Origin of the sequence: Burkholderia sp. MSMB1835 (assembly GCF_001526365.1) — a bacterium.
In the GTDB taxonomy this organism is placed as follows: Bacteria; Pseudomonadota; Gammaproteobacteria; order Burkholderiales; family Burkholderiaceae; genus Burkholderia.
The window spans coordinates 1-19,591 of sequence record NZ_LOYP01000055.1 but is presented as its reverse complement, the minus strand read 5'-3'; the positions used below and the strand labels follow the sequence as shown (position 1 = coordinate 19,591).

The window sequence follows — 19,591 nt, the reverse complement described above, 5'->3', positions numbered from 1 at the left end:
GGGCGGCGGCCCGCCTGCGACCGAAACTGCGGTGCGCGGGTCGAACCCGTTAAAATCGGACGTTTTGTGTTGCCTGCCGCGTCACGCGCGGCAGGGTTTTGCGAGGTTCAATGTTCGAAACAACAACGAAGCGACTCTTCGCAGCCGCCTGCGCCGCCCTGCTCGTCGCGTGCGGCTCCGCGCCCGTCGGCCCCGGGTTCTATCGCGTCGAGCGTGGCGACACGCTCTACAAGATCGCGCGCGAAAACCGCACGTCGGTACAGAGCATCGTGCGCTGGAACCAGATGACGAACCCCGATGCGATCGAAGTCGGCCAGGTGCTGCGCGTCGCACCGCCGCCCGGCACGGCCACCGCATCGACGCCATCGAGCACCGGCACCGGCAGCGCGGGCCGCGCGCGCCCGGCCCCTTCCGCGCCGGTCGAATCGGCCGTGAAACCGGCCACGAGCATTGCGCTGATCTGGCCGGCGGCCGGCAACGTGGTGCGCACGTTCGACGGCTCGAAATCGAAGGGCATCGACATCGCGAATTCGCCGGGCACGCCGGTGGTCGCGGCCGCGCCGGGTGTCGTGGTCTATGCCGGTAACGGGTTGCGCGGCTACGGCAACCTGATCATCCTGAAGCACAACGCCGATTACCTGACGGCCTACGCGCACAACCGCGCGTTGCTGGTGAAGGAAGGTCAGTCGGTCACGCAAGGGCAATCGATCGCCGAGATGGGCAACAGCGACAGCGATCGCGTCGCGCTGCATTTCGAGTTGCGCTATGGCGGCCGCTCGATCGATCCGTCACGCTACCTGCCGGCGCGCTGAGCGCGCGACGGACGACACGCGACGCCGGCGCGCATCGCGTGCCGTCGCGGCGAAAACGGAAAAAATCGAGTCAGCGCTTGCGCAGACGTCCGGTGAAACGGCCGGACAACGGATCGACATGACGAGCAAACGCCACCAGCACACCGATTCCGATCAGGCTGAACCCCGCAGCTATCAGAAGCAAATCCATGGTCACACCACTGTTTTGTCTTGATCTTATGCGTCATTGTGGAATCGTGCACTGAGCCGTAACGGTTGGACGAGTCAGAACATTCCCTATCAGCGAACACCATTGTGAATTCGTCTGCGTGAAATCCTGATGTAAGCCGTTCACCCGACGCCACGCCGACGCCCAGGAGACCATGCGATGCTGCCCGCCGCCGACCGCTACGACCACCTCCTCTCCCGCTTCCACTGGGACATTCCGACGCATTACAACATCGGCGTGGACGTGTGCGACAAATGGGCCGACGGCAGCGGACGCCTCGCGCTGATCCACGAAACCGCGCAAGGCGACGTCTCCCGCATCACGTTCGACGACCTGAAGAATGCTTCTAACCGGCTCGCGAACAGCTTTGCGCGCGCCGGCCTGCGACGCGGCGACCGAATCGGCATCTTTCTCGCGCAGGGCCCCGAAACGGCGATCGCCCATCTCGCCGCGTACAAGTCCGGCGCGATCGCCGTGCCGCTCTTCACGCTGTTCGGCGTCGATGCGCTCGAGTACCGGCTCGCGAACAGCGAAGCCGCCGCGCTCGTCACCGACGCGGCCGGCTACGCGAAGATCGCGCCGCTGCGCGCACGGCTGCCGGCACTGCATACCGTCTACTGCATCGGCGACGATGCGCCCGATGCGCCGGGCGTGCTGCGCTATGACGCGGCGCTCGCCGCCGAATCGCCGGATTTCGTGCCGGCCGATACGGCCGCCGACGATCCGGCCGTGATCATCTATACGTCCGGCACGACGGGCAAGCCGAAAGGCGCGCTCCACGCGCATCGCGTGCTGCTCGGCCACCTGCCGGGCGTCGAGATGTCGCAGCAGTGCTTCCCGCGCGACGCACGCCTGTTCTGGACGCCCGCCGACTGGGCATGGATCGGCGGGCTGCTCGACGTGCTGCTGCCGTCATGGCATCACGGCGTGCCGGTGCTCGCGCGCCGCTTCGAGAAATTCGACGGCGACGCGGCGTTCGCGCTGATGGCGCGGCACGGCGTCACCCACGCGTTTCTGCCGCCCACCGCGCTGAAGCTGATGCGCGCCGTCGCGGCGCCGCGTGAACGCTACGCACTGTCGCTGAAATCGGTCGCAAGCGGCGGCGAATCGCTCGGCACCGAATTGACGGCGTGGGGCCGCGACGCGCTCGGCGTGACGATCAACGAGTTCTACGGGCAGACCGAATGCAACATGGTGCTGTCGTCGTGCGCGGCGCTGTTCGATGCGCAGCCCGGCGCGATCGGCAAGGCGGTGCCCGGCCATGCGGTCGCGATCGTCGACGCGGACGGCGCACCGCTGCCGCCCGGCGTCGAAGGTCGCATCGCGGTGCGCCGCCCCGATCCGGTGATGTTTCTCGAATACTGGCGCAACCCCGGCGCGACGCGCGACAAGTTCGCGGGCGACTACCTGCTCACCGGCGATACGGGCATGATCGACGCCGACGGTTTCGTGCGCTTCGTCGGCCGCGACGACGACGTGATCACGAGCGCCGGTTACCGGATCGGCCCGGGCCCGATCGAGGATTGCCTGCTCACGCATCCGGCGGTGCGGATGGCCGCCGTCGTCGGCGTGCCCGACGCGACGCGCACCGAAATCGTCAAGGCGTTCGTCGTGCTGAACCCCGGCCACGCCGGCGACGCTGCGCTCGTCCGCGCGCTGCAGGAACACGTACGCACGCGGCTCGCCGCGCACGAGTATCCGCGCGCGATCGCGTTCGTCGACAGCCTGCCGATGACCGCCACCGGCAAGATCGTGCGCCGCGCGCTGCGCGACGCGTGAGCGGCCCGCTCGCTCGGCCCGCCCGGCCGGATGGTTTATAGTGGCGCCACGCAGCTATTCCTAGAACTCGATGTCCTCTGATCAACACTCCGCCACGGGCGCGTCGCACAGCCCGCTCTACGCCAAACTCCTCGGCGAGACCGCCAAGATCGACTGGTGCGATCTCGAGCGCTTCTTCGCACAAGGCAAGCTGTTGTCGGTTGCGCGCGACCTCGATCTCGTCAGCGTCGCGGAAGCGGTCGCCAGCGACGACACCGAACAGGTCACGCGCTGGCTGTCGTCCGGCCTCGTCGCGCGCATGCCGGCCGAGACCGCCGCCGACTACGCGGCACGCAATCCGGAATTGTGGGCGGTCGTCGTCTCGCCGTGGGTCTGCGTGCAGGAACGCGCCTGACGCATCCGCCATGTCCGAATCCGCGTTACCGCACGGGGCCGGCGGCGCTGCGGCCGTCGTCACGCATCGGCGCGTCCTCGCGCTCGCGTTTCCGATCGTCGTCGCGAACCTGACCCAGCCGATCCTCGGCGCCGTCGACACGGCCGTCGCCGGCCACCTCGACGGGGCGCAATATCTCGGCGGCGTCGCGCTCGGCGGCCTGTTCTTCAATTTCGTGTTCTGGGGCTTCGGCTTCCTGCGGATGGGAACGACCGGGCTCGTCGCGCAAGCGCATGGCGCCGGCGACGCCGCCGGGATCCGCCTGAATCTGCTGCGCGCACTGATCGTCGCGTTCGCGCTCGGCGCCGCGGTGCTGGCGCTGCAGGCGCCGCTGCTGTCGTTCGCACTGTCCGCGCTCGGCGGCAGCGACGCCGTCCACGCGACGGCGCTCGCATACAGCCACGCACGGATCTGGAGTGCGCCGTTCGCGCTCGCGAACTACGTGGTGCTCGGCTATCTGCTCGGCGTGCAGCGCGTTCGACTCGCACTCGTCGCACAGGTGTTCATCAATGCGGTGAACATCGGCGCCGTGCTGCTCTACGTGTACGGCTTCGGTTGGGGCATCGCCGGTATCGGCGCCGCGACCGCCACCGCGGACGCGTGCGGGTTCGCGCTCGGCGCGTGGATGCTGTGGCGGCTGCGGCCGCGCGGCCTTGCACCGCTCGCGGTACGCGCGCTGGCCGATCGGGTCGCGCTCAAGCGGCTGATCGTGCTCAATCGCGACATCTTCCTGCGCACGCTGTGCCTGCTCGGCGCATTCGGATGGTTCGCGCATCTCGGCGCAAAACAAGGCGACGCGACACTCGCCGCGAATGCGCTGCTGCTGAATTTTCAGACCTTCATGGCGTACGGCCTCGACGGCTTCGCGCATGCGGCCGAGGCGCTCGTCGGCGCGGCGGCCGGCGCGCGCGATCGCCACGCTTTCCGGCGAGCCGTGCACGTCACGCTGTTCTGGTCGGCGCTCGGCGCGCTGCTGTTCGCGCTCGTTTACTGGGCGGCGGGCGGCTGGATCGTCGCGCGTCTGACCGACCAGGCCGAGATCCGCGCCGTCGCGCTGCGCTACCTGCCGTGGGCCGCGATCTCGCCGATCGTGTCGGTCTGGGGTTTCCTGCTCGACGGCGTGTTCATCGGCGCGACGCAGACGCAATCGCTGATGCGCGCGATGGTCGTGTCGCTGTCGATCTTCATCGTGGCCACGCTCGCCGCCGTCGACACGTTCGGCAATCACGGCCTCTGGTTCGCGCTGCTGGTGTTCATGGCGGCGCGCGGCGCGACGCTCGCACGCTACCTGCCGGCGCTGTTGCGGCGCATTGGTGCCGACCCGCAGGCCGCGCCCGCGGCCCGCGCGTGACGGCGGGCCGAGCGACCGTTATTGCACGGGTTTCGGCGACGGCGCGTCGAGCATCGACGGCGGCGTCATGTCGGTAGGCACGCCGCGATAGTCGGCCGGATCCTCGGGCGGGTGGCCGCGGCGCGCCTGGCGGGGATCGCTGCTGCAGGCGGCAAGAAGGGATGCGACCAGCACGGCCAGCATGAAACGGGTCATCAGGTAGGGCTCCAGAAAACGGCGCGCCCATCGCACGCCGGGACCGCGCCGAGTCTAGCGGAAATCCGGTTTCAGGGTTGCGCCGCGCATGTCCTACTATGTACGCATGGCGCTGTGCCGTTGATAGGAGGCTGCCATGTCGTCTGAGGAAATTGCGGGCCTGATCGGCCTGTTCATCGGTGTGATGGTGCTGGTCGCGCTGTCGTACTTCGAGTCGCGCGAATACAAGCGCAGCCACGAAGGCGAAGGGATGATCCACCACTGGATGGCGGAACACCACCTGCTCGACTGGCGGCGCAAGCACTGAGCGCGCCGCCGCCGTACGGCCCTCCTCCGGCCGTCGCGAACGTGCCGCCCTGCGGCACGGTGGTCGTCGCGTATCGCTGAAATTATCAGGGCCCGATACGCTCACATTGATCGGATACACGAACGCCGTCGCGCGGCACAGGCCACGCGACGGCGTTCGCTTGCGCGCGCCGCGCCTCGGAAGGTGCGACGCGGTTCGATCCGCTCAGCCCAGGAAGTGGCGGGCGTAGCGCGCGTTGATGTCCGACAGGCGGAACAGCGTCAGGAAATCCGCACAGTTGAAGTCGGGATCCCAGGCCGGTGCGCCGCAAATCTTTGCACCGAGACGCAGGTAACCCTTGATCAGCGGCGGCGGCGCGACGACGGTGCCCGTCTGCAGTTCGTCGACCGGCAGCGCCGTGTGCGGGAACGCGCGATACTCGGGCGCCGTCAGCGAGCCTGCCGACAGCGACTGGTACAGGTTCGCCGCGTAGTGACCGCCATCGGCCATCGACACGCTCGCGCAGCCGAGCATCGTCTCGTAGCCGTTCTGCATCATGTACGCGCCGAGGCCGCCCCACAGCGCCATGATGACGGCGCCGCTGCGGTAGTCGCTGTGCACGCACGAGCGGCCGACCTCGACCATCTTGCCGCGCAGGTGCGTGAGCCGCGACAGGTCGAATTCGCCTTCGGCGTACAGGCGGCCGACACGCGCCGCCTGGTGCGGCGGCAGCACGCGATACGTGCCGACGACTTTCAACGTGTCGAGATCGCGGACCAGGAGGTGATCGCAATACGCGTCGAACGGATCGACGTCGAGCCCGGAAGGGCCGCTGACCTGCGCGCCCATCTCTTCGGCGAACACGCTGTAGCGCAGGCGCTGGGCTTCGCGCAATTCGTCTTCCGTACGCGCCCATGCGGCGCGCAGGCGATACTCCGATGTGACGGTTTCACTGGCGCGCGGCAGGTGGCGCCGCGACGTGTCGAGGGGCAGCGAGGCAAAAGGGAGCGTAGGCGTCGGCAGTTCTCGCATTAGGCTTTCCTGGTCGTAAGGAATAGGACGACATGCCCGCCAATGTAGTAATCGGCCGTGACCGTTATGTGGCACGACCGTGTCCTTTCAATGACGTGTCGCCGAATTGACTTTAGCAGAAAGCTCGCAAAACCGTATGATCAATCCCTTCAAACCCATTCGGGCGGGCCTCACGCCAGTTCGGGCGTCAGGACGGCCCGCAGCACGGCCTGCCGGCTGCCGTCGCGCGTGCGGCTCGCCAGCCACACGATTCCGCCCTTCTTGACGCTCCAGCTGTCGTCGCCGCCGGCGATCAATTGCGCGGCGACGCTGCCGAGCGTCGGCTGGTGGCCGACGATCACGACCGTCGGGGCGATGCCTTCCGGCCAGCCGGCCGCTGCCAGCACGTCGTCGACGCTGCCGCCCGGGGCGAGCGCGTCGACGGTGCGGTACTGGTCGGTCAGTGCCTCGACGGTCTGTACGGTGCGCGCCGCCGGGCTCGCCAGGATCACGGTATTCGTCTCGAGCCGGCCGCGCAGCCATTTGGCCATCGCCTGCGCGTCCTTGCGGCCGCGCACGGTCAACTGGCGCGCGAGATCGCTCGTCGCGTAGTCTTCGGCCTCGGCGTGGCGCCACAGGATCAGGTTCATCATGATGTTCTCCTTGCTTCGGCGAGCGAACGCGCGCGCATGCGCGCGGGGCGGTCGATCTCACGAGAATTGTCGCAAATCGCGGCCGATTCGCGGCCGGGGCATTTACCCGCATATCGTGATTGACCGAATCGGTCATTCGACGTTATTATCTTTGGCTCGTCGGAGCGTAGCGCAGCCTGGTAGCGCATCTGATTTGGGATCAGAGGGTCGAAGGTTCGAATCCTTTCGCTCCGACCAAAGGAATCAAGGGGTTAGCTGATGCTAACCCCTTTTTCTTTGGCGCAATATCAAGCCGTTGCTACTATTTTGCTACCATCTGGGGCGACTTCCATAAGGAACCGCGCCCGATGGCAGCCCGTCTTATCCCCGTCCAGCACCGTCTTTTCATCTCCCGCGCTGACTGGCGCGACGCCGCACAATATCTTCCAGCGTCCCTCCGCGCCCTCTCCATCTGGTCTTGGGAACTCCTTCGACGCAATAACGAGTACGCACAAGATTACGTCCGGCATTGACCTGCCGCGATGCGGCTTGTGGATCGGCGCTCCGTTCTCCTTTGCCTCGTCCGGTTGCTCATTACTCACCGCTGGCGACGCTTCCGAGGATGCGGAAGCTGGCGCATTTGCGACGGGGGCACTCGCGGCCGTTGGCGTGTCTGTCTGTGACGATTCGCGAGCTTTGCTTCGACCGCATCGAACATGCGGTCGAGTACACCGGGCATAGCATCCAGTGCCTCGCCATACTTGCCGCCCCTCGATATGGGTACAAAACGTGGGACATGGCTTGATCCCGGTTTAGGGTCGAGCTGCCGGTACTATGTTCGCAACCGGAATCGATACGTCGCCTTTCGGCCGTCATAGACCATTGACAGGCACGCTCGCACTACATCGCCGCGGGGCATCATACGTCAACCGACATGACCTGTTGTGAAGCAACGAGTTTCGGTGGCGGGGCGCACTTGCAAATACACAGGTCATCGCTCAGCGCGACGCGCCGTCCGTCCGGCCCTGTCATTGGAAGTCGCGGACCGGCGCATTGAATCTTGCCGACTGAATTGCAAGCAGGGCAAATTACGTCGTCGTCTTCATGCGCAATATGCCTGCCGTCCAATTCAACCGGTGTCGCCTTCACGCGAACGGTTCCCGCTACGGTCGTATGATCGCCATCGAGAATCAGGTATCGGGTCATTTGCCTGCCTCAGTCACATTCCCAAACGGACGAATACAGGTGTGCGATCTTCGCCATGCAATCAGCCATGCGGAGCCAAGCCTCCGATTACAAAGACCAATCTCGCCATCCCAACGTCCACGCCCCCCCACTAGAAGAGGACCAATTTCACCCGTGTACTCGCGGTCGTATTTCCAAGCTGCGACGAATAGCAACGGCACTGGTACAGCGATTATCCCGATCATCTTGGGCCAATCGGCATACGGAGCGAATGCCTGAAGCGCGCAGCTCACAAGAGCCCAGCACGGCAGCCCAAGGACGAACAGCAACCAGCCGAACCCTATCAACGTCACGGGGTGTGCACGTCTCTTCGCTTCATTCGATTGGTTCACGTCGAGCGATCTTCCTTATCGAGTACAAAAGAGGCCATCCGCGTGTAGTCTTCCAACGAGGAACCGGGTCAAGACTGTTCAAGATATGCAATCAGTTCCCACGCAACAGGCGCCATGCGCTGCCGTGTACCCAGCATGCTGTCGAGGACCGCTAGCCGTCGAGGCTCGTGCACGACGACGGATGGCAATGCGTCACCTTTAAGAAATCTGCGTTTCGCATCACCTACCTGACTGGCATCCAGTTTCGCGCACCATACACCGTCTTCAGGGCATTGCTGACCTGTGTGGGCGACGGTGCCTAATGGCAGACGTGCCGGAACGGTCCGCTGCTGATCTTGTTGCGAAGTCGTCTCGGTTTTCCCTTCCAGCGGTAAGCCGGTTTTCGGATCAAGATTTTGGGCCTTCGCCATCTCATTGATCATCTCTTCCGAAGGCTTTGGTGGCGGGACAGCGGCGTCCTGTTCCTTCTGCCATTGGAATGTGCCATCCCACGACGGAAGCTTCGCGGGAGGAAGGGGCACGATCTTATCGATGTCTGGAACCTTAGGATTGCGGCCTTCGTTACCGTCGATAAACTTGCCGATCAACGCGTAGCGGCGTGATCGCTCCGCATCACTTGGGAGCGACAGATATGAAAGTCGATCAGACGGAGCGGGTCCCTTGAACCCGTTTTCGAGCGCCAAAGCCGCTTGGGTGTTGCCTGCTGCTACCCCTTTTTGAAAAGCATCGACCGCTTCGCTATACGATGCGTTGTTCTTCAAATTAATTCCCAATGCATTGGCCGCCTCACCGTACCCTTGGTCAGTCGCACACCGACGCATCTGACGAGCAATATCCGGGGCCCTGTCATGAGGGGCCAGCAGCTCGGCAACATACGTCTGCGCTTCCGGGTTGCCGAGATCGGCGGCCTTTCGGAAATAACGCAGTGCCAGCTCGGCATCTTGTCCCAATCCATATCCTGTTTCGAGATAGTGTCCGATGTCGTAATAGCCCGATGGAACGCCTTGTTGGATCAGTCGCACGGCAAGCGCCACCGTTTCCTTCGGTGCGTCGGGTGAATCGGCCAACCCGTCAGAAATCAGCGATTGAAGATTCTGGTTAGCCTTGTAGTGACCGTATGCCGCCGCAATCCGGTAATAGCGCGCAACCTCGTTAAAGTCCTTTGGACCATCCCGCTTTTCCAAAAAGCGTGCGTAGCGGAACAGATTGTCTGCCTGCGGATCCAGCGACGGCAAATGATCGGCCTGGTGCGTGCAGGTAAAGGCGAGATTCGCACGCACGGCGCTCATGTCGGGCAATGAGGTCACTGACACTTCCTTCTTAGTGCAAGCGCTCGCTACCAGAGCAAGCGCAATGATGGTGGCGTATCGGTTCATGAATCAGTCGGAACGGGTAATCTTGTTCGAAGTACGCATAAAGCCGATTAGCGAGGCAGCAGGGGACTGGTTACCAGCCCTCTGAAAATCGGCGTTGTTGTTGATCAGAAGCTCCCAGTTCTTAAACGCCTCTTGAGGATCATCCTGTGCCCCCTTCCCACCAGTGTGCAGATTCCACAACTGTTGCCGCAACCGCTTCGTCACATCGCCGTGTTCGTGGCAGATGTTCAGTTCGCTGTCCGCTTCCATGCTACGCGTGTTGATGTTTGCCGAACCGATGGTTGTGAACGTATCGTCAACCGTCATCAGCTTGGCATGTACGTACACCGGCTCCCATTTTCCCGGCGGCGAATCCGGCGCAACCAGCGTACAGACATGCACTTTGAGCCCCGGATATTCACGATTCATCACCGGGTGCGCCGGCCCCTTCATTTGCGATTCGATCCCGGCGCGCTGCGCCTTCAGTTGATCGACCTTCTGCTTAGCCTGCGCGAGGGCCTGCGTGGTCGCTGGCGTATTCGCCATGCCCTGCATCTGAAGCGCGCCCATATATTCCTGCCCCGCATCCTGCTGTTTGCTCACCACGTCGGCAAATTGCTTTCTCAGGTCGGATTGGCGATCGCTTTCCTGCAGGATCGCTCCCACGCCAGGCATCGATTTCGCCTGTCCCAACGCATCAAGCATTCGATACGTGTTGAGCGTTCCCGTACTCACCGCTGCGTCGGTGGAGTTCGTGATGACAAACAGATACACCATGCCGTGCTTGCCGGAATCTCGCCCCCACTTCAGTTGCTGCGCCGCCGCTGCCTTGATCTTCTCCGCGAGCGGCACCCAGCGGAAGTACTGGTTTTCGATGAAGACGTGCTGCGTCACGTTATTGACAGCTTGAAGATACAGCTTCTCAATGTCGCGCTTACCCTTCTGCGATTGCGTGCGCAGTATCTGCGACATGACTGGCGTGTCGCCACCGGGGTCGACTCTGACCTTCAGCCGCGTGTGCAGCCCCTTGCGTTTCTCCGCCAGCCCCTGACCAGTCGCATCGTCCCATGCCTGACAGAAATTGTCGTTCAAGTAGCGCAACGTTGGCCCCGTGACCCACGCCGAAATATCCTGCCACGGCGAAAGCCCATTTCGGCCCGTCGTCGGCGTCTTGCGCACATAGCTATGGTCGTTCGTGTCCCAGTACTGGTCGAGCATGTTATGCCCCATGACGAAGCCACGCGCGTTCTCCGGGTCTTCGTAATCGACGAGTACCATCTTCTGATGATGCGTCGGCTCGGCCAACCCCATTGATGCACTGTTCTGCGCGCGCGTCATCACATCGCGGTCCCGATCCTTGCCATGCCAGAACGTATGCCACGCGATTTCGGCGCGATTGACTGCGCTGAAACCGCGTGTCGCAAAGTCGATGTTTTTGAATGCTTCCTTTTGGTACAACGCGCCCTTGGCCGCAATATACACATCGCGCGGCCCTGCCGGTAAGTTAAGCGTAACGTTGTGCAGGTTCGCGCGCCGGTACCATTCCTCATCAATCTTGCGCTGCTGATCGGTTTGGTAGTCACGCGACATCATCGAGAACTTTTCATAGGCAGAATCCGGCAACCGTCGCTTAACATCCGTAGCAATGTCGTTGCCGGGCATGTTGTTCTCGCTGAGCTCCGACACGAACGCGGGATCACGCCAGACCAACAATCGCACCTTGACGCCAGCTTCACCCTTCTGGCGCAGCAGTTCCCCAATGCCGACCCCTTGGCCGTCACGCTTGAACATCATTGAGGGCTGGAAACCCCAGCAGATGATATCGATGGAGTGTCGCGCCTTGGCGATCTGCTCGTATACGTGACCAAATGCTTCCTCCCCATTCACGAGGGGGCGAAAGGTCGCGGCGGCGGGGCTGTATTCGGTCTTTTGCACGAACCAGCGGAAGGTGACGGTTCCGCTGTTCGTGTGGTTCAGCGCGATGGGCGTCGTTGCGACAAAGACATCCGAAGCGGGTGAAGTGTTTGCCATGAACTATGCTTCCGAAGAGGGATTGAGCAGATCGGCATACACCTTCCGGTGCGCTGCACGGTCTGCTGCTGAGGCATCGCCGTCCGGTTGCCCCTGGTGGAACTGGATGCCCCGGTTCGCGAGTGCCCCGTTCTCCGCGTCGCGGTATTCGCCAGGCACGGGGATATCGTGCCGATCACCGTTTGCCAGTTCAAGCGTGTATTTTTGCGTCGCAACGTGATGGTCGATAGGCAACTGTCCTGACTGATCGAACACACCTTGCTTGACCAATGCTCCATCGGCGTACAGCTTATAAGGCATGCCGGCCGGGACGGTGCCAGTTGAGGAGGGCGACGCGAACGTGTTCAGTGACAGCTTCTGGGTCGGCGAATCCTTGAACGCCGGGTTCGTTATATCGACCCGTGCGGGGCCAGCGAACGAATAGCTTGCGGCCTTGAAGTCGATCTTGCCCGGTGAGTGGATATTGATGCTGCCGTCCTGACTGATCTGGATGATCGCGCCGCCGCACAGAATCCGGATTTCCTTACCGGAGGCGACTTCGATAACATCCGTTACGGACCTGATGTGCAATGCAAGTTGGGCTGCCAAATCGATGACGCCGGCATGCGCCTGAATATCGATATCGCCCTTACCGGCGATTGCCTTCATCCCGCCGTTCTGCGCAAAGATGCTGATCAAGTTGAGCGCCGCGACGATCAACGACTGTCCCGACGCGACGGTCGTGGTCTGACCGCTGACGAGGTTGATGAGCTGGTCCGCCGCGAGATGCACCGACTGCTGCGTCGACGCGGCAATTCCGGCCGGGCTGTCCAGCAGCATCACGGGTTCCTTGAAGGCGTTCGCGGTGCCCGTGCCGCCACCTGCCGTGCGACCGCCCTTGGCCTCCGGTGTCTGCGGCAATTCGAGTGCATCCGTGAAATGCTTCAACGCATCTTGACCGGTCTTGAGGTCCGCCGCCTGATGCCCCTTGCTGGCTTCCGACAACGAATCGACCAAATTCCCCGCACGGGCCAGTTGCTGGCGTGCTTCCCGCACGTCCAGTTGTTCGGCGTCCGGGGACTTGTGCTGCGTGCTGATCGCCATCCCCTGATTAGCGCGCATGGCACCGAATGCGTCGGTATGAAGCTTGTAGCCAATCCCGCGATACCCGCCTCGCGTGTTGCCCGTCTGATCGATCAAGTACCCTTGATGAAATAGATGGTAGGTTCCCCCGGTATAGCTCGTCAGGCGCTGCCCGCCCTGATGCGTGGAATCGTCGTGGATCAGGGCGTTGTAGGCACCGGTATTGCCGAAGCCGCGCGACTGTTGACCCGATTTCAGTACGTCCGAATGCCACGGCTGCTGAGTCGTCCCCCCAGGCAATCTACCCATCACGAAGGGGCGATCACAATCCCCTTGCCAGTAACCGACCGCGACCCATTCGCCCTTGCGCGGCACGTGAACTGCACCATAGCCGTCACCCGTATCGCCCTGCATGACCCGCAACCACGGCGATGTGTTGTAGTCGTCCGGCTTGCTCTGCCGGTCCCATGCGAACCGGCCACGTATCTCGTTGTTCTTGTTCGTCCACGCTTCTTCGCCGTCCGGTGCGCCGACCAGCAGGTGTTCAACCTGCATTGCCGGCTTCTTATGCTCGAGCGGACTGCGGTACACAACATCCGTGCGCTGGGCTTCCAGCTTCATCAAGAAGAAGCCCACCGAACCATCGTTGGCACGAGGCCGGGATACCGACGCCTGCTCGTATTCCGTCTGAACGCGGTCGAACTCCGATTGCAGGCTGAACGGAAACGCTTCCGACTGCCGGGCGAACGGCACGTTGTTCAGGATGAACCAGTGCATATCGACCGCCAGAAACTCTCGGTTCTTCGAATCGGGGCTGTCGTGACGAGGATGGTCATTCAGAACGAACCGCGAACCTGCATCAAGCCAGCGCACCCCACCGACGCCGATAAAACGACGGGCCATCGCATCCCATGCCTGCGTCCGAATCTGTGCACGGCGAACACCGCTGTCGGAGTCGGGGTAGCCCAACGTCGTCGGTTCGTACACTGTCGCCGGGACGCCCGGAACACTGAGAATTTCTTTGTCGCGGTAATGCTGGACCGTGTATGTCGTCGTTTCCATCAAGCTCCCGGCCGCGAAGCTCGAACCCGGTCGATCCTGATCAAAAGAGGTAGACCTGAACTCCATAGGCTGAGCAGTCTGTTGCATCACCCACTGCGTCAAGCCATTGAGTTCATCGCCTGTATTGGTTCGGGAATACGCGACGTCATGAGCCTCCGGTAGCGCCGAGATGCTGTCCACGATGACAAGCGTTGTCTTTGGCGGTTCGCTATCCTTAACCGGCGCATGCTCCCAATAGAAGTACCAGCCTTCATCTTCCAAAAGCCGATGGACCAAGTTCAGGTCCGATTCGCTTTGCCGCGTATACGTGCGGGTAGTTGGCTGACTACCGAGATTGAATCGATAGCGCCCGCGCAGTTGAGGGTATTTGTCGAAGACAGTGCTAATGCTCTGGACTGCGTCGGAATCGAGCCAGTAATAATCGTCGCGACCTTCACCTAAGAAAAACAGGGCGGACGCGAATTCGATCTGGTAAAGCGAAAGCGCGCCATCGGCTCCCAATCGCCTGATCTGATAGACAAAGCCGTGAATCGGCCGATACTCCGCGTCGGAATTGGGAACTGCGGGTTGCTGGATGAACAACGACACCTGCTGATGCATGAGTGCAAGCAATTCGATGTCGTCACGCGTGGAAACTGCATCCACGCTCCAGCGGTAGTCACGACCGATCTTCGCCCCCCCCTTCGCGCGAACGGGCGTAAGCGCGTTATCGCCCAACGGGGTGCGCAGCGTCAGCAAACGGCCGTGCTGCATGAGGCCTCGGTTAATCGCGTCGAAGACGTCGCTGTATCTCAAACTCCCCGAATCTATCGGTCCGAGTGCCATCGGTTCTTGTCCTTGTCTCTCAGGTTCGACCGTCGCAAGGATGCAAGGCAAGGACGGTCTGCGGTCGCGAATATTGCCGCTCGCGCGATTTTATCCGGAATAAGGCAGTTTCGTGACGCGGACAGAACTTGTGGGGCGATTGTTTGACAATTATTTGCGGAGATATCCGCAAATAATTCACAAAATAACAAGAGATCGCACCATTTCTTTCGTTTTGCTTTCGCTCGAGCCTTGAGGTTCACTAACCTACTACGTGGGGGTACGCAGGCGCGTTGTTTGCCATGTCTCGTTCGCTGGGATGCTCCCTGTTTCGGGACTCGCCCCGGTACGGCCCGGCCCCGGCTCAACCACCCCATCGACCCACCCGCCCATACACCGCCAAGCCCGCGCACGGAACTTGCTGGAACACGCGATAATACGTGTCAACAACCCGCAACCGCGCATGAAAAACAACGTTCTCAAGCCAGCCCTCTGCGCGTCGCTGCTCGTGCTCGCCACCGCCGGCTCCGCATCGGCGAAAGCGCTCGACGACGCGCTCGACTGCCATTCGACCGGCCACAAGTTCGTCGCGCCGCTGCTGGCCGCCGGCGACATCCAGTCGGAGCCGATGCACGTCGAATCGAACTCGGTCAATGCGTTCCGCACGAGCCGCCCGCTGACGGCCTACGGCTTCGGCGTCTATGTCGTGCTCGGCTACCAGGCGAATGACCCGATCTTCCGTCCGGGCGACGGCACGCCGATCGGCGACTGGGCTTACGGGGTCGTCGTGCGCGGCACGAAGAGTTCGGTCGAGGAAGCCGTGCGCAAGGCCGGCAGCGACGCGACCGTCAAGCAGGCGTTCCCGTTCCTGACCGCGATCGTCTGCTCGTCGGACTGAGCGGACCGCCGGCACGCCGGTACGGTCGCGCCTGAGGGGGCGCGCCGCCGGCATCGCTCCACCCGGAGCCCGAGCGCCTTCCGGCCCGCTATCGCCCCGTCACGCGCCGGTATACACCACGCGATACGGAATACCGACCTTCTCCCACTCCGCCGCCTCCTGGCTGAGGCTGTAGTCGGTCAACGGGTTCTGCTCGACCCAGGCGTTCGGCAGACGCACCTCATACCCGCCCTTTTTCATCTGCGAAACGGAAATGTCGGGCAGCCCCGCGTCGGTCCGGCGCCGGCACAGCAGTGCCGCGAGCCGCAGGCAGAACAGCAGCGGCCACTCGACCTCGCGCGCCTGCGACAATTTCCCGAGCTTGCCCGCATGACCGAGCACGAGCGCCGCGAGCCGCGCCTGGTCGGTGCGCGAAAAACCGGGCATGTCCGCGTTGCTCGCGATATAGGCCGAATGCTTGTGATATGCGCTGTGAGAAATCGACAGGCCGATCTCGTGCAGCGCGGCCGCCCAGCCGAGGAACATCCGCCCTTCCTCGCGCGCTTCCTCGTCGTCTTCCTCGAGCTCGTCGTAGAAGCGCCCGGCGAGCGCGCCGATCCGCTCGGCCTGCGCACGATCGACGCCGTAGCGGCGCATGAAACCCTCGACGGTCACCGCACGCATGTCCTCGTGCTGCGTCCGGCCGAGCAGGTCGTACAGCACGCCGAGGCGCAGCGCGCCGTCGGTCGTATCGACGTAGTCGACGCCCAGCTCCTCGAACACCGCCAGCATGATCGCCAGGCCCCCCGCGAGCACCGGCACGCGGTCGGGCTTCAGCGCGATCAGCTTCAGCCGGTTGACGTTCTCCGACTTGATCAGCGCACGCTTGAGCCGCTCGAGGCCGCCGCGCGAAATGCCGTGCGTGATGCCCGGATCGTTGAAGCCGTTGGCCTCGACGAGTTCCGCGAGCGCGCGTGCGGTACCGGACGACCCGATCGCCTGATCCCAGCCGGCCTTCTTGTATTCGCTCGAAATGATCTGGATCTCGCGCTTGGCCGCGAGTTCGGCCTGCCGCATCGTGTATTCGTCGACGTTGCCGGCCGGAAAGAAGGTGCGGCTATGGCTTACACAACCGATGTAGAGGCTCTCCATCACGATCGGCGTGTAGTGCGAACCGATGATGAATTCGGTCGAGCCGCCGCCGATGTCGACGACGAGCCGCTTGCCGGCGCTCGCCGGCACCGAGTGCGCGGCGCCCGCATAGATGAGGCGCGCCTCTTCGCGGCCCGCGATCACTTCGATCGGGAACCCGAGCGCCGCCTCGGCCTCGCCGAGGAATTCGGCGGCGTTCTTCGCGACGCGCAGCGTGTTGGTCGCCACCGCGCGCACATGATCGGGATGAAAATCGCGCAGGCGCTCGCCGAATCGCTTGAGCGCCTCCCAGCCACGTTCCTGCGACGCGCGATCGAGCATCTTGTCGCTCGACAGGCCGGCGGCCAGCCGAACCGGCTCGCGCAGCGCGTCGACGGGGTAGATCTGGCTGCCCGCCGGCGTTTCCTCGACGCGCCCGACGATCAGCCGGAAGCTGTTCGAGCCGAGATCCACGGCAGCCAGCAAGTGGGGAGTTGTAACCATCAGAAGGGGGCTCCGTGCGCGTTCTTCCGCGGCCGCCGTTCCGGCAACCGCGGGCGATCAATCAAAGGCGACATTTTAAGCGTGGAACGCTTGCCGTTGCCACGCTTCACGGGCATGCACACTGCTCGATTCCATATAGCCGAAACATTTATGCGACGAAACGGTTACGGCGTAGAATTTCCCGATATAAAAACCATTGCTGTCATCAGCACGTCATCGTACCGTGAGAGTTTCCGAGCGTCCTTTCGATTCATCGCCTGAATTCCCCCCTACTCTGCCGATGTCCGTCCGTTACCCGCTTCTCAATCGTGAACTCGGCATCCTCGGTTTCAACGAGCGCGTGCTGGCCCAGGCGGCCGACCCGCAAGTGCCGTTGCTCGAGCGCCTGCGCTTCATCTGCATCACCAGCAGCAACCTCGACGAATTCTTCGAAGTCCGGATGGCCGGCCTGCAGGAACAAATCCGCGACAACCCCGGCGCGCTGACGCCCGACGGCATGTCGTTACAGCACGCTTACGACCTCGTCGTCGAACGCGCGCAGCGGCTCGTTCATCGACAGTACACGATGCTGCACGAAACCGTGCTGCCGGCGCTCGAACAGGAAGGCATCTACTTCCACGCGAGCGACTCGTGGAACGACGAGCAGCTCGAATGGGCGCGCCGCTATTTCCTCGACGAGCTGCTGCCCGTGCTGACGCCGATCGGCCTCGATCCCGCCCACCCGTTCCCGCGCGTACTGAACAAGAGCCTGAACTTCGTCGTCGAGCTCGAAGGCCGCGACGCGTTCGGTCGCCAGGCCGTGATGGGCATCGTGCAGGCGCCGCGCGCGCTGCCGCGCGTGGTGCGCATGCCGCATGCGCTGTCGGGTTTCGAGCACGGCTTCGTGCTGTTGAGCTCGTTCATGCAGCGCTTCGTCGGCGAACTCTTCCCGCAACTCGTCGTGAAGAGCTGCAACCAGTTCCGCATCACGCGCAACAGCGAGCTGTTCGTCGACGAAGACGAAATCACGAACCTGCGTGTCGCGCTGCAGGGCGAACTGCCCGCGCGCCACCTCGGCAACGCGGTACGCCTCGAAGTGTCGGCCGACACGCCGCTGCACATCGTGCGACGCCTGCTCGAGGAAAGCGAGCTCGGCGACAAGGACTGCTATCGCGTGGCCGGGTCCGTGAACCTCGTGCGCCTGATGCAGATTCCCGATCTCGTCGACCGCCCCGACCTGAAGTTCACGCCGTTTACCGCATCGACGCCTGCCGCCATCACCAACGCGCCGACGATGTTCGACGCGATCGACGCCGGCGACATCCTGCTGCACCACCCGTACGAAAGCTTCCAGCCGGTGCTCGAACTGCTGCAGCAGGCCGCGAGAGACCCGAGCGTCGTCGCGATCAAGCAGACGATCTACCGCACCGGCACCGACTCGCCGCTGATGGACGCACTGATGGAAGCCGCGCGCAACGGCAAGGAAGTGACCGTCGTCGTCGAGCTGCTCGCACGCTTCGACGAGGAAACCAACATCAACTGGGCGTCGCAGCTCGAAGCCGTCGGCGCGCATGTGGTGTACGGCGTGGTCGGCCACAAGTGCCACGCGAAGATGATGCTGATCGTGCGACGTGTCGTGCAGGCCGGCAAGGCGTCGCTGCGCCGCTACGTGCACCTCGGCACCGGCAACTACCATCCGCGCACCGCGCGCCTCTACACCGACTTCGGGTTGATGACGGCCGATCAGAAGATCTGCGAGGACGTTCATCACGTATTCCAGCAACTGACCGGAATCGGCGGCGAACTGACGCTGCACGAGCTGTGGCAGTCGCCGTTCACGCTGCATCCGCGCATCATCGATTCGATCCGCGCGGAGATCGTCAATGCGCAGGCCGGCAAGCGCGCGCGCATCGTCGCGAAAATGAACGCGCTGCTGGAGCCGTCGGTGATCGCCGCGCTGTACGAAGCGTCGCAGGCCGGCGTCAAGGTCGACCTGATCGTGCGCGGCGTCTGCGCGCTGAAGCCCGGTGTGCCGGGGCTGTCGGAAAACATCACGGTGCGCTCGATCGTCGGCCGCTTCCTCGAACACCACCGCATCTACTATTTCCACGCGGGCGGCGCCGAGGACGTCTATCTGTCGAGCGCCGACTGGATGGACCGCAACCTGTTCCGCCGTGTCGAAGTCGCGTTCCCGATCCGCGAGCGCAAGCTCAAGCGGCGCGTGATCGCCGAAGGACTGTCGGTGTGCCTCGGCGACAATCAGTCGGCCTGGCAGATGCACAGCGACGGCCACTATCGCCGCCGCCGCACCGGCAAGACGATCCGCAACGCACAGCTCGGGCTACTCGCGAAGTTCTGCTCGTGAGCCGCCGGCGCGATGCGGGTCGAGCGCCGCTTCGCCCCCAAAAAAAGCAGCCCGCGGGCTTAATGCCGTTCAGTTAAGCGACTGAACGGCATTTTTGTTTGCGCCAACTTGTTGTAAACGGGGCGTGGCGATGTTAA

General features: G+C 63.2%; 15 protein-coding genes and 1 tRNA gene. 8 read left to right on the top strand and 8 right to left on the bottom strand.

All coding sequences use genetic code 11. The features are described 5' to 3' along the window. The first annotated feature begins 110 nt into the window (after positions 1-110). The 4 genes from WS96_RS28230 (at position 111) to WS96_RS28215 (ending at position 4,583) form a co-directional block, all read left to right on the top strand. Positions 111-812 carry a peptidoglycan DD-metalloendopeptidase family protein gene (locus tag WS96_RS28230; RefSeq protein ID WP_059837011.1) on the top strand — a complete coding sequence of 234 codons (702 nt, stop codon included), beginning with the start codon at positions 111-113 and terminating at the stop codon, positions 810-812. A gap of 367 nt (positions 813-1,179) precedes the next feature. Continuing rightward, positions 1,180-2,799, top strand: a complete 1,620-nt coding sequence (locus WS96_RS28225) for an acyl-CoA synthetase (RefSeq protein WP_059837009.1) — start codon at positions 1,180-1,182, stop codon at positions 2,797-2,799. Between the two features lie 70 nt (positions 2,800-2,869). Further along, complete coding sequence (locus WS96_RS28220; RefSeq protein WP_034207875.1) at positions 2,870-3,193, top strand: DUF2288 domain-containing protein; 324 nt, start codon at positions 2,870-2,872, stop codon at positions 3,191-3,193. Positions 3,194-3,203: 10 nt separating this feature from the next. Next, positions 3,204-4,583: an MATE family efflux transporter gene (locus WS96_RS28215; RefSeq protein WP_059837007.1), complete on the top strand. Its 1,380-nt coding sequence runs from the start codon at positions 3,204-3,206 to the stop codon at positions 4,581-4,583. 18 nt (positions 4,584-4,601) lie between these two features. On the opposite strand, the gene WS96_RS34175 is transcribed toward WS96_RS28215, so the two are convergent. After that, positions 4,602-4,778: a hypothetical protein gene (locus tag WS96_RS34175; protein ID WP_179949990.1), complete on the bottom strand. Its 177-nt coding sequence runs from the start codon at positions 4,776-4,778 to the stop codon at positions 4,602-4,604. Between the two features lie 136 nt (positions 4,779-4,914). Here WS96_RS34175 and WS96_RS34170 point away from each other — a divergent pair, with 136 nt between their 5' ends. Next, positions 4,915-5,085, top strand: coding sequence for a hypothetical protein (locus tag WS96_RS34170; protein ID WP_175888554.1), 171 nt, complete (start codon positions 4,915-4,917; stop codon positions 5,083-5,085). A 204-nt stretch (positions 5,086-5,289) separates the two neighbouring features. On the opposite strand, the gene WS96_RS28210 is transcribed toward WS96_RS34170, so the two are convergent. Together WS96_RS28210 and sixA are read right to left on the bottom strand one after the other, a co-directional pair. After that, entirely contained in the window at positions 5,290-6,096 is an 807-nt protein-coding gene (locus WS96_RS28210) for a GNAT family N-acetyltransferase (RefSeq protein WP_034206968.1), read from the bottom strand. A 170-nt stretch (positions 6,097-6,266) separates the two neighbouring features. Continuing rightward, a complete protein-coding gene (sixA, locus tag WS96_RS28205) occupies positions 6,267-6,728 on the bottom strand; it encodes a phosphohistidine phosphatase SixA (RefSeq protein WP_034206967.1) in 462 nt (153 codons plus the stop codon). Between the two features lie 160 nt (positions 6,729-6,888). Between sixA and WS96_RS28200 the strand changes: the two genes are divergently transcribed. Next, a tRNA-Pro gene (locus WS96_RS28200) sits at positions 6,889-6,965 on the top strand. A 660-nt stretch (positions 6,966-7,625) separates the two neighbouring features. On the opposite strand, the gene WS96_RS33215 is transcribed toward WS96_RS28200, so the two are convergent. From WS96_RS33215 to WS96_RS28185, 4 genes are all read right to left on the bottom strand, one after another. Continuing rightward, on the bottom strand, positions 7,626-7,913 hold the full coding sequence (locus WS96_RS33215; RefSeq protein WP_082720384.1) for a PAAR domain-containing protein: 288 nt from the start codon (positions 7,911-7,913) through the stop codon (positions 7,626-7,628). Positions 7,914-8,352: 439 nt separating this feature from the next. Continuing rightward, on the bottom strand, positions 8,353-9,660 hold the full coding sequence (locus tag WS96_RS33210) for an SEL1-like repeat protein (RefSeq protein ID WP_257128074.1): 1,308 nt from the start codon (positions 9,658-9,660) through the stop codon (positions 8,353-8,355). A gap of 3 nt (positions 9,661-9,663) precedes the next feature. Continuing rightward, complete coding sequence (locus tag WS96_RS28190) at positions 9,664-11,670, bottom strand: phospholipase D-like domain-containing protein (protein ID WP_059837004.1); 2,007 nt, start codon at positions 11,668-11,670, stop codon at positions 9,664-9,666. A 3-nt stretch (positions 11,671-11,673) separates the two neighbouring features. After that, positions 11,674-14,619 carry a type VI secretion system Vgr family protein gene (locus WS96_RS28185; RefSeq protein WP_059837002.1) on the bottom strand — a complete coding sequence of 982 codons (2,946 nt, stop codon included), beginning with the start codon at positions 14,617-14,619 and terminating at the stop codon, positions 11,674-11,676. A gap of 442 nt (positions 14,620-15,061) precedes the next feature. On the opposite strand from WS96_RS28185, the gene WS96_RS28180 reads away from it, so the two are divergent. Next, positions 15,062-15,496, top strand: a complete 435-nt coding sequence (locus WS96_RS28180; protein WP_034207874.1) for a hypothetical protein — start codon at positions 15,062-15,064, stop codon at positions 15,494-15,496. Positions 15,497-15,595: 99 nt separating this feature from the next. Here the strand turns inward: WS96_RS28180 and ppx are convergent, their stop codons facing one another. After that, the gene (ppx, locus tag WS96_RS28175; RefSeq protein ID WP_034206962.1) at positions 15,596-17,110 is read right to left on the bottom strand and encodes an exopolyphosphatase; all 1,515 of its coding nucleotides are present in this window, start codon (positions 17,108-17,110) and stop codon (positions 15,596-15,598) included. Between the two features lie 280 nt (positions 17,111-17,390). Between ppx and ppk1 the strand changes: the two genes are divergently transcribed. After that, the gene (gene ppk1 / locus WS96_RS28170; protein ID WP_034206961.1) at positions 17,391-19,454 is read left to right on the top strand and encodes a polyphosphate kinase 1; all 2,064 of its coding nucleotides are present in this window, start codon (positions 17,391-17,393) and stop codon (positions 19,452-19,454) included. Positions 19,455-19,591 lie beyond the last annotated feature (137 nt).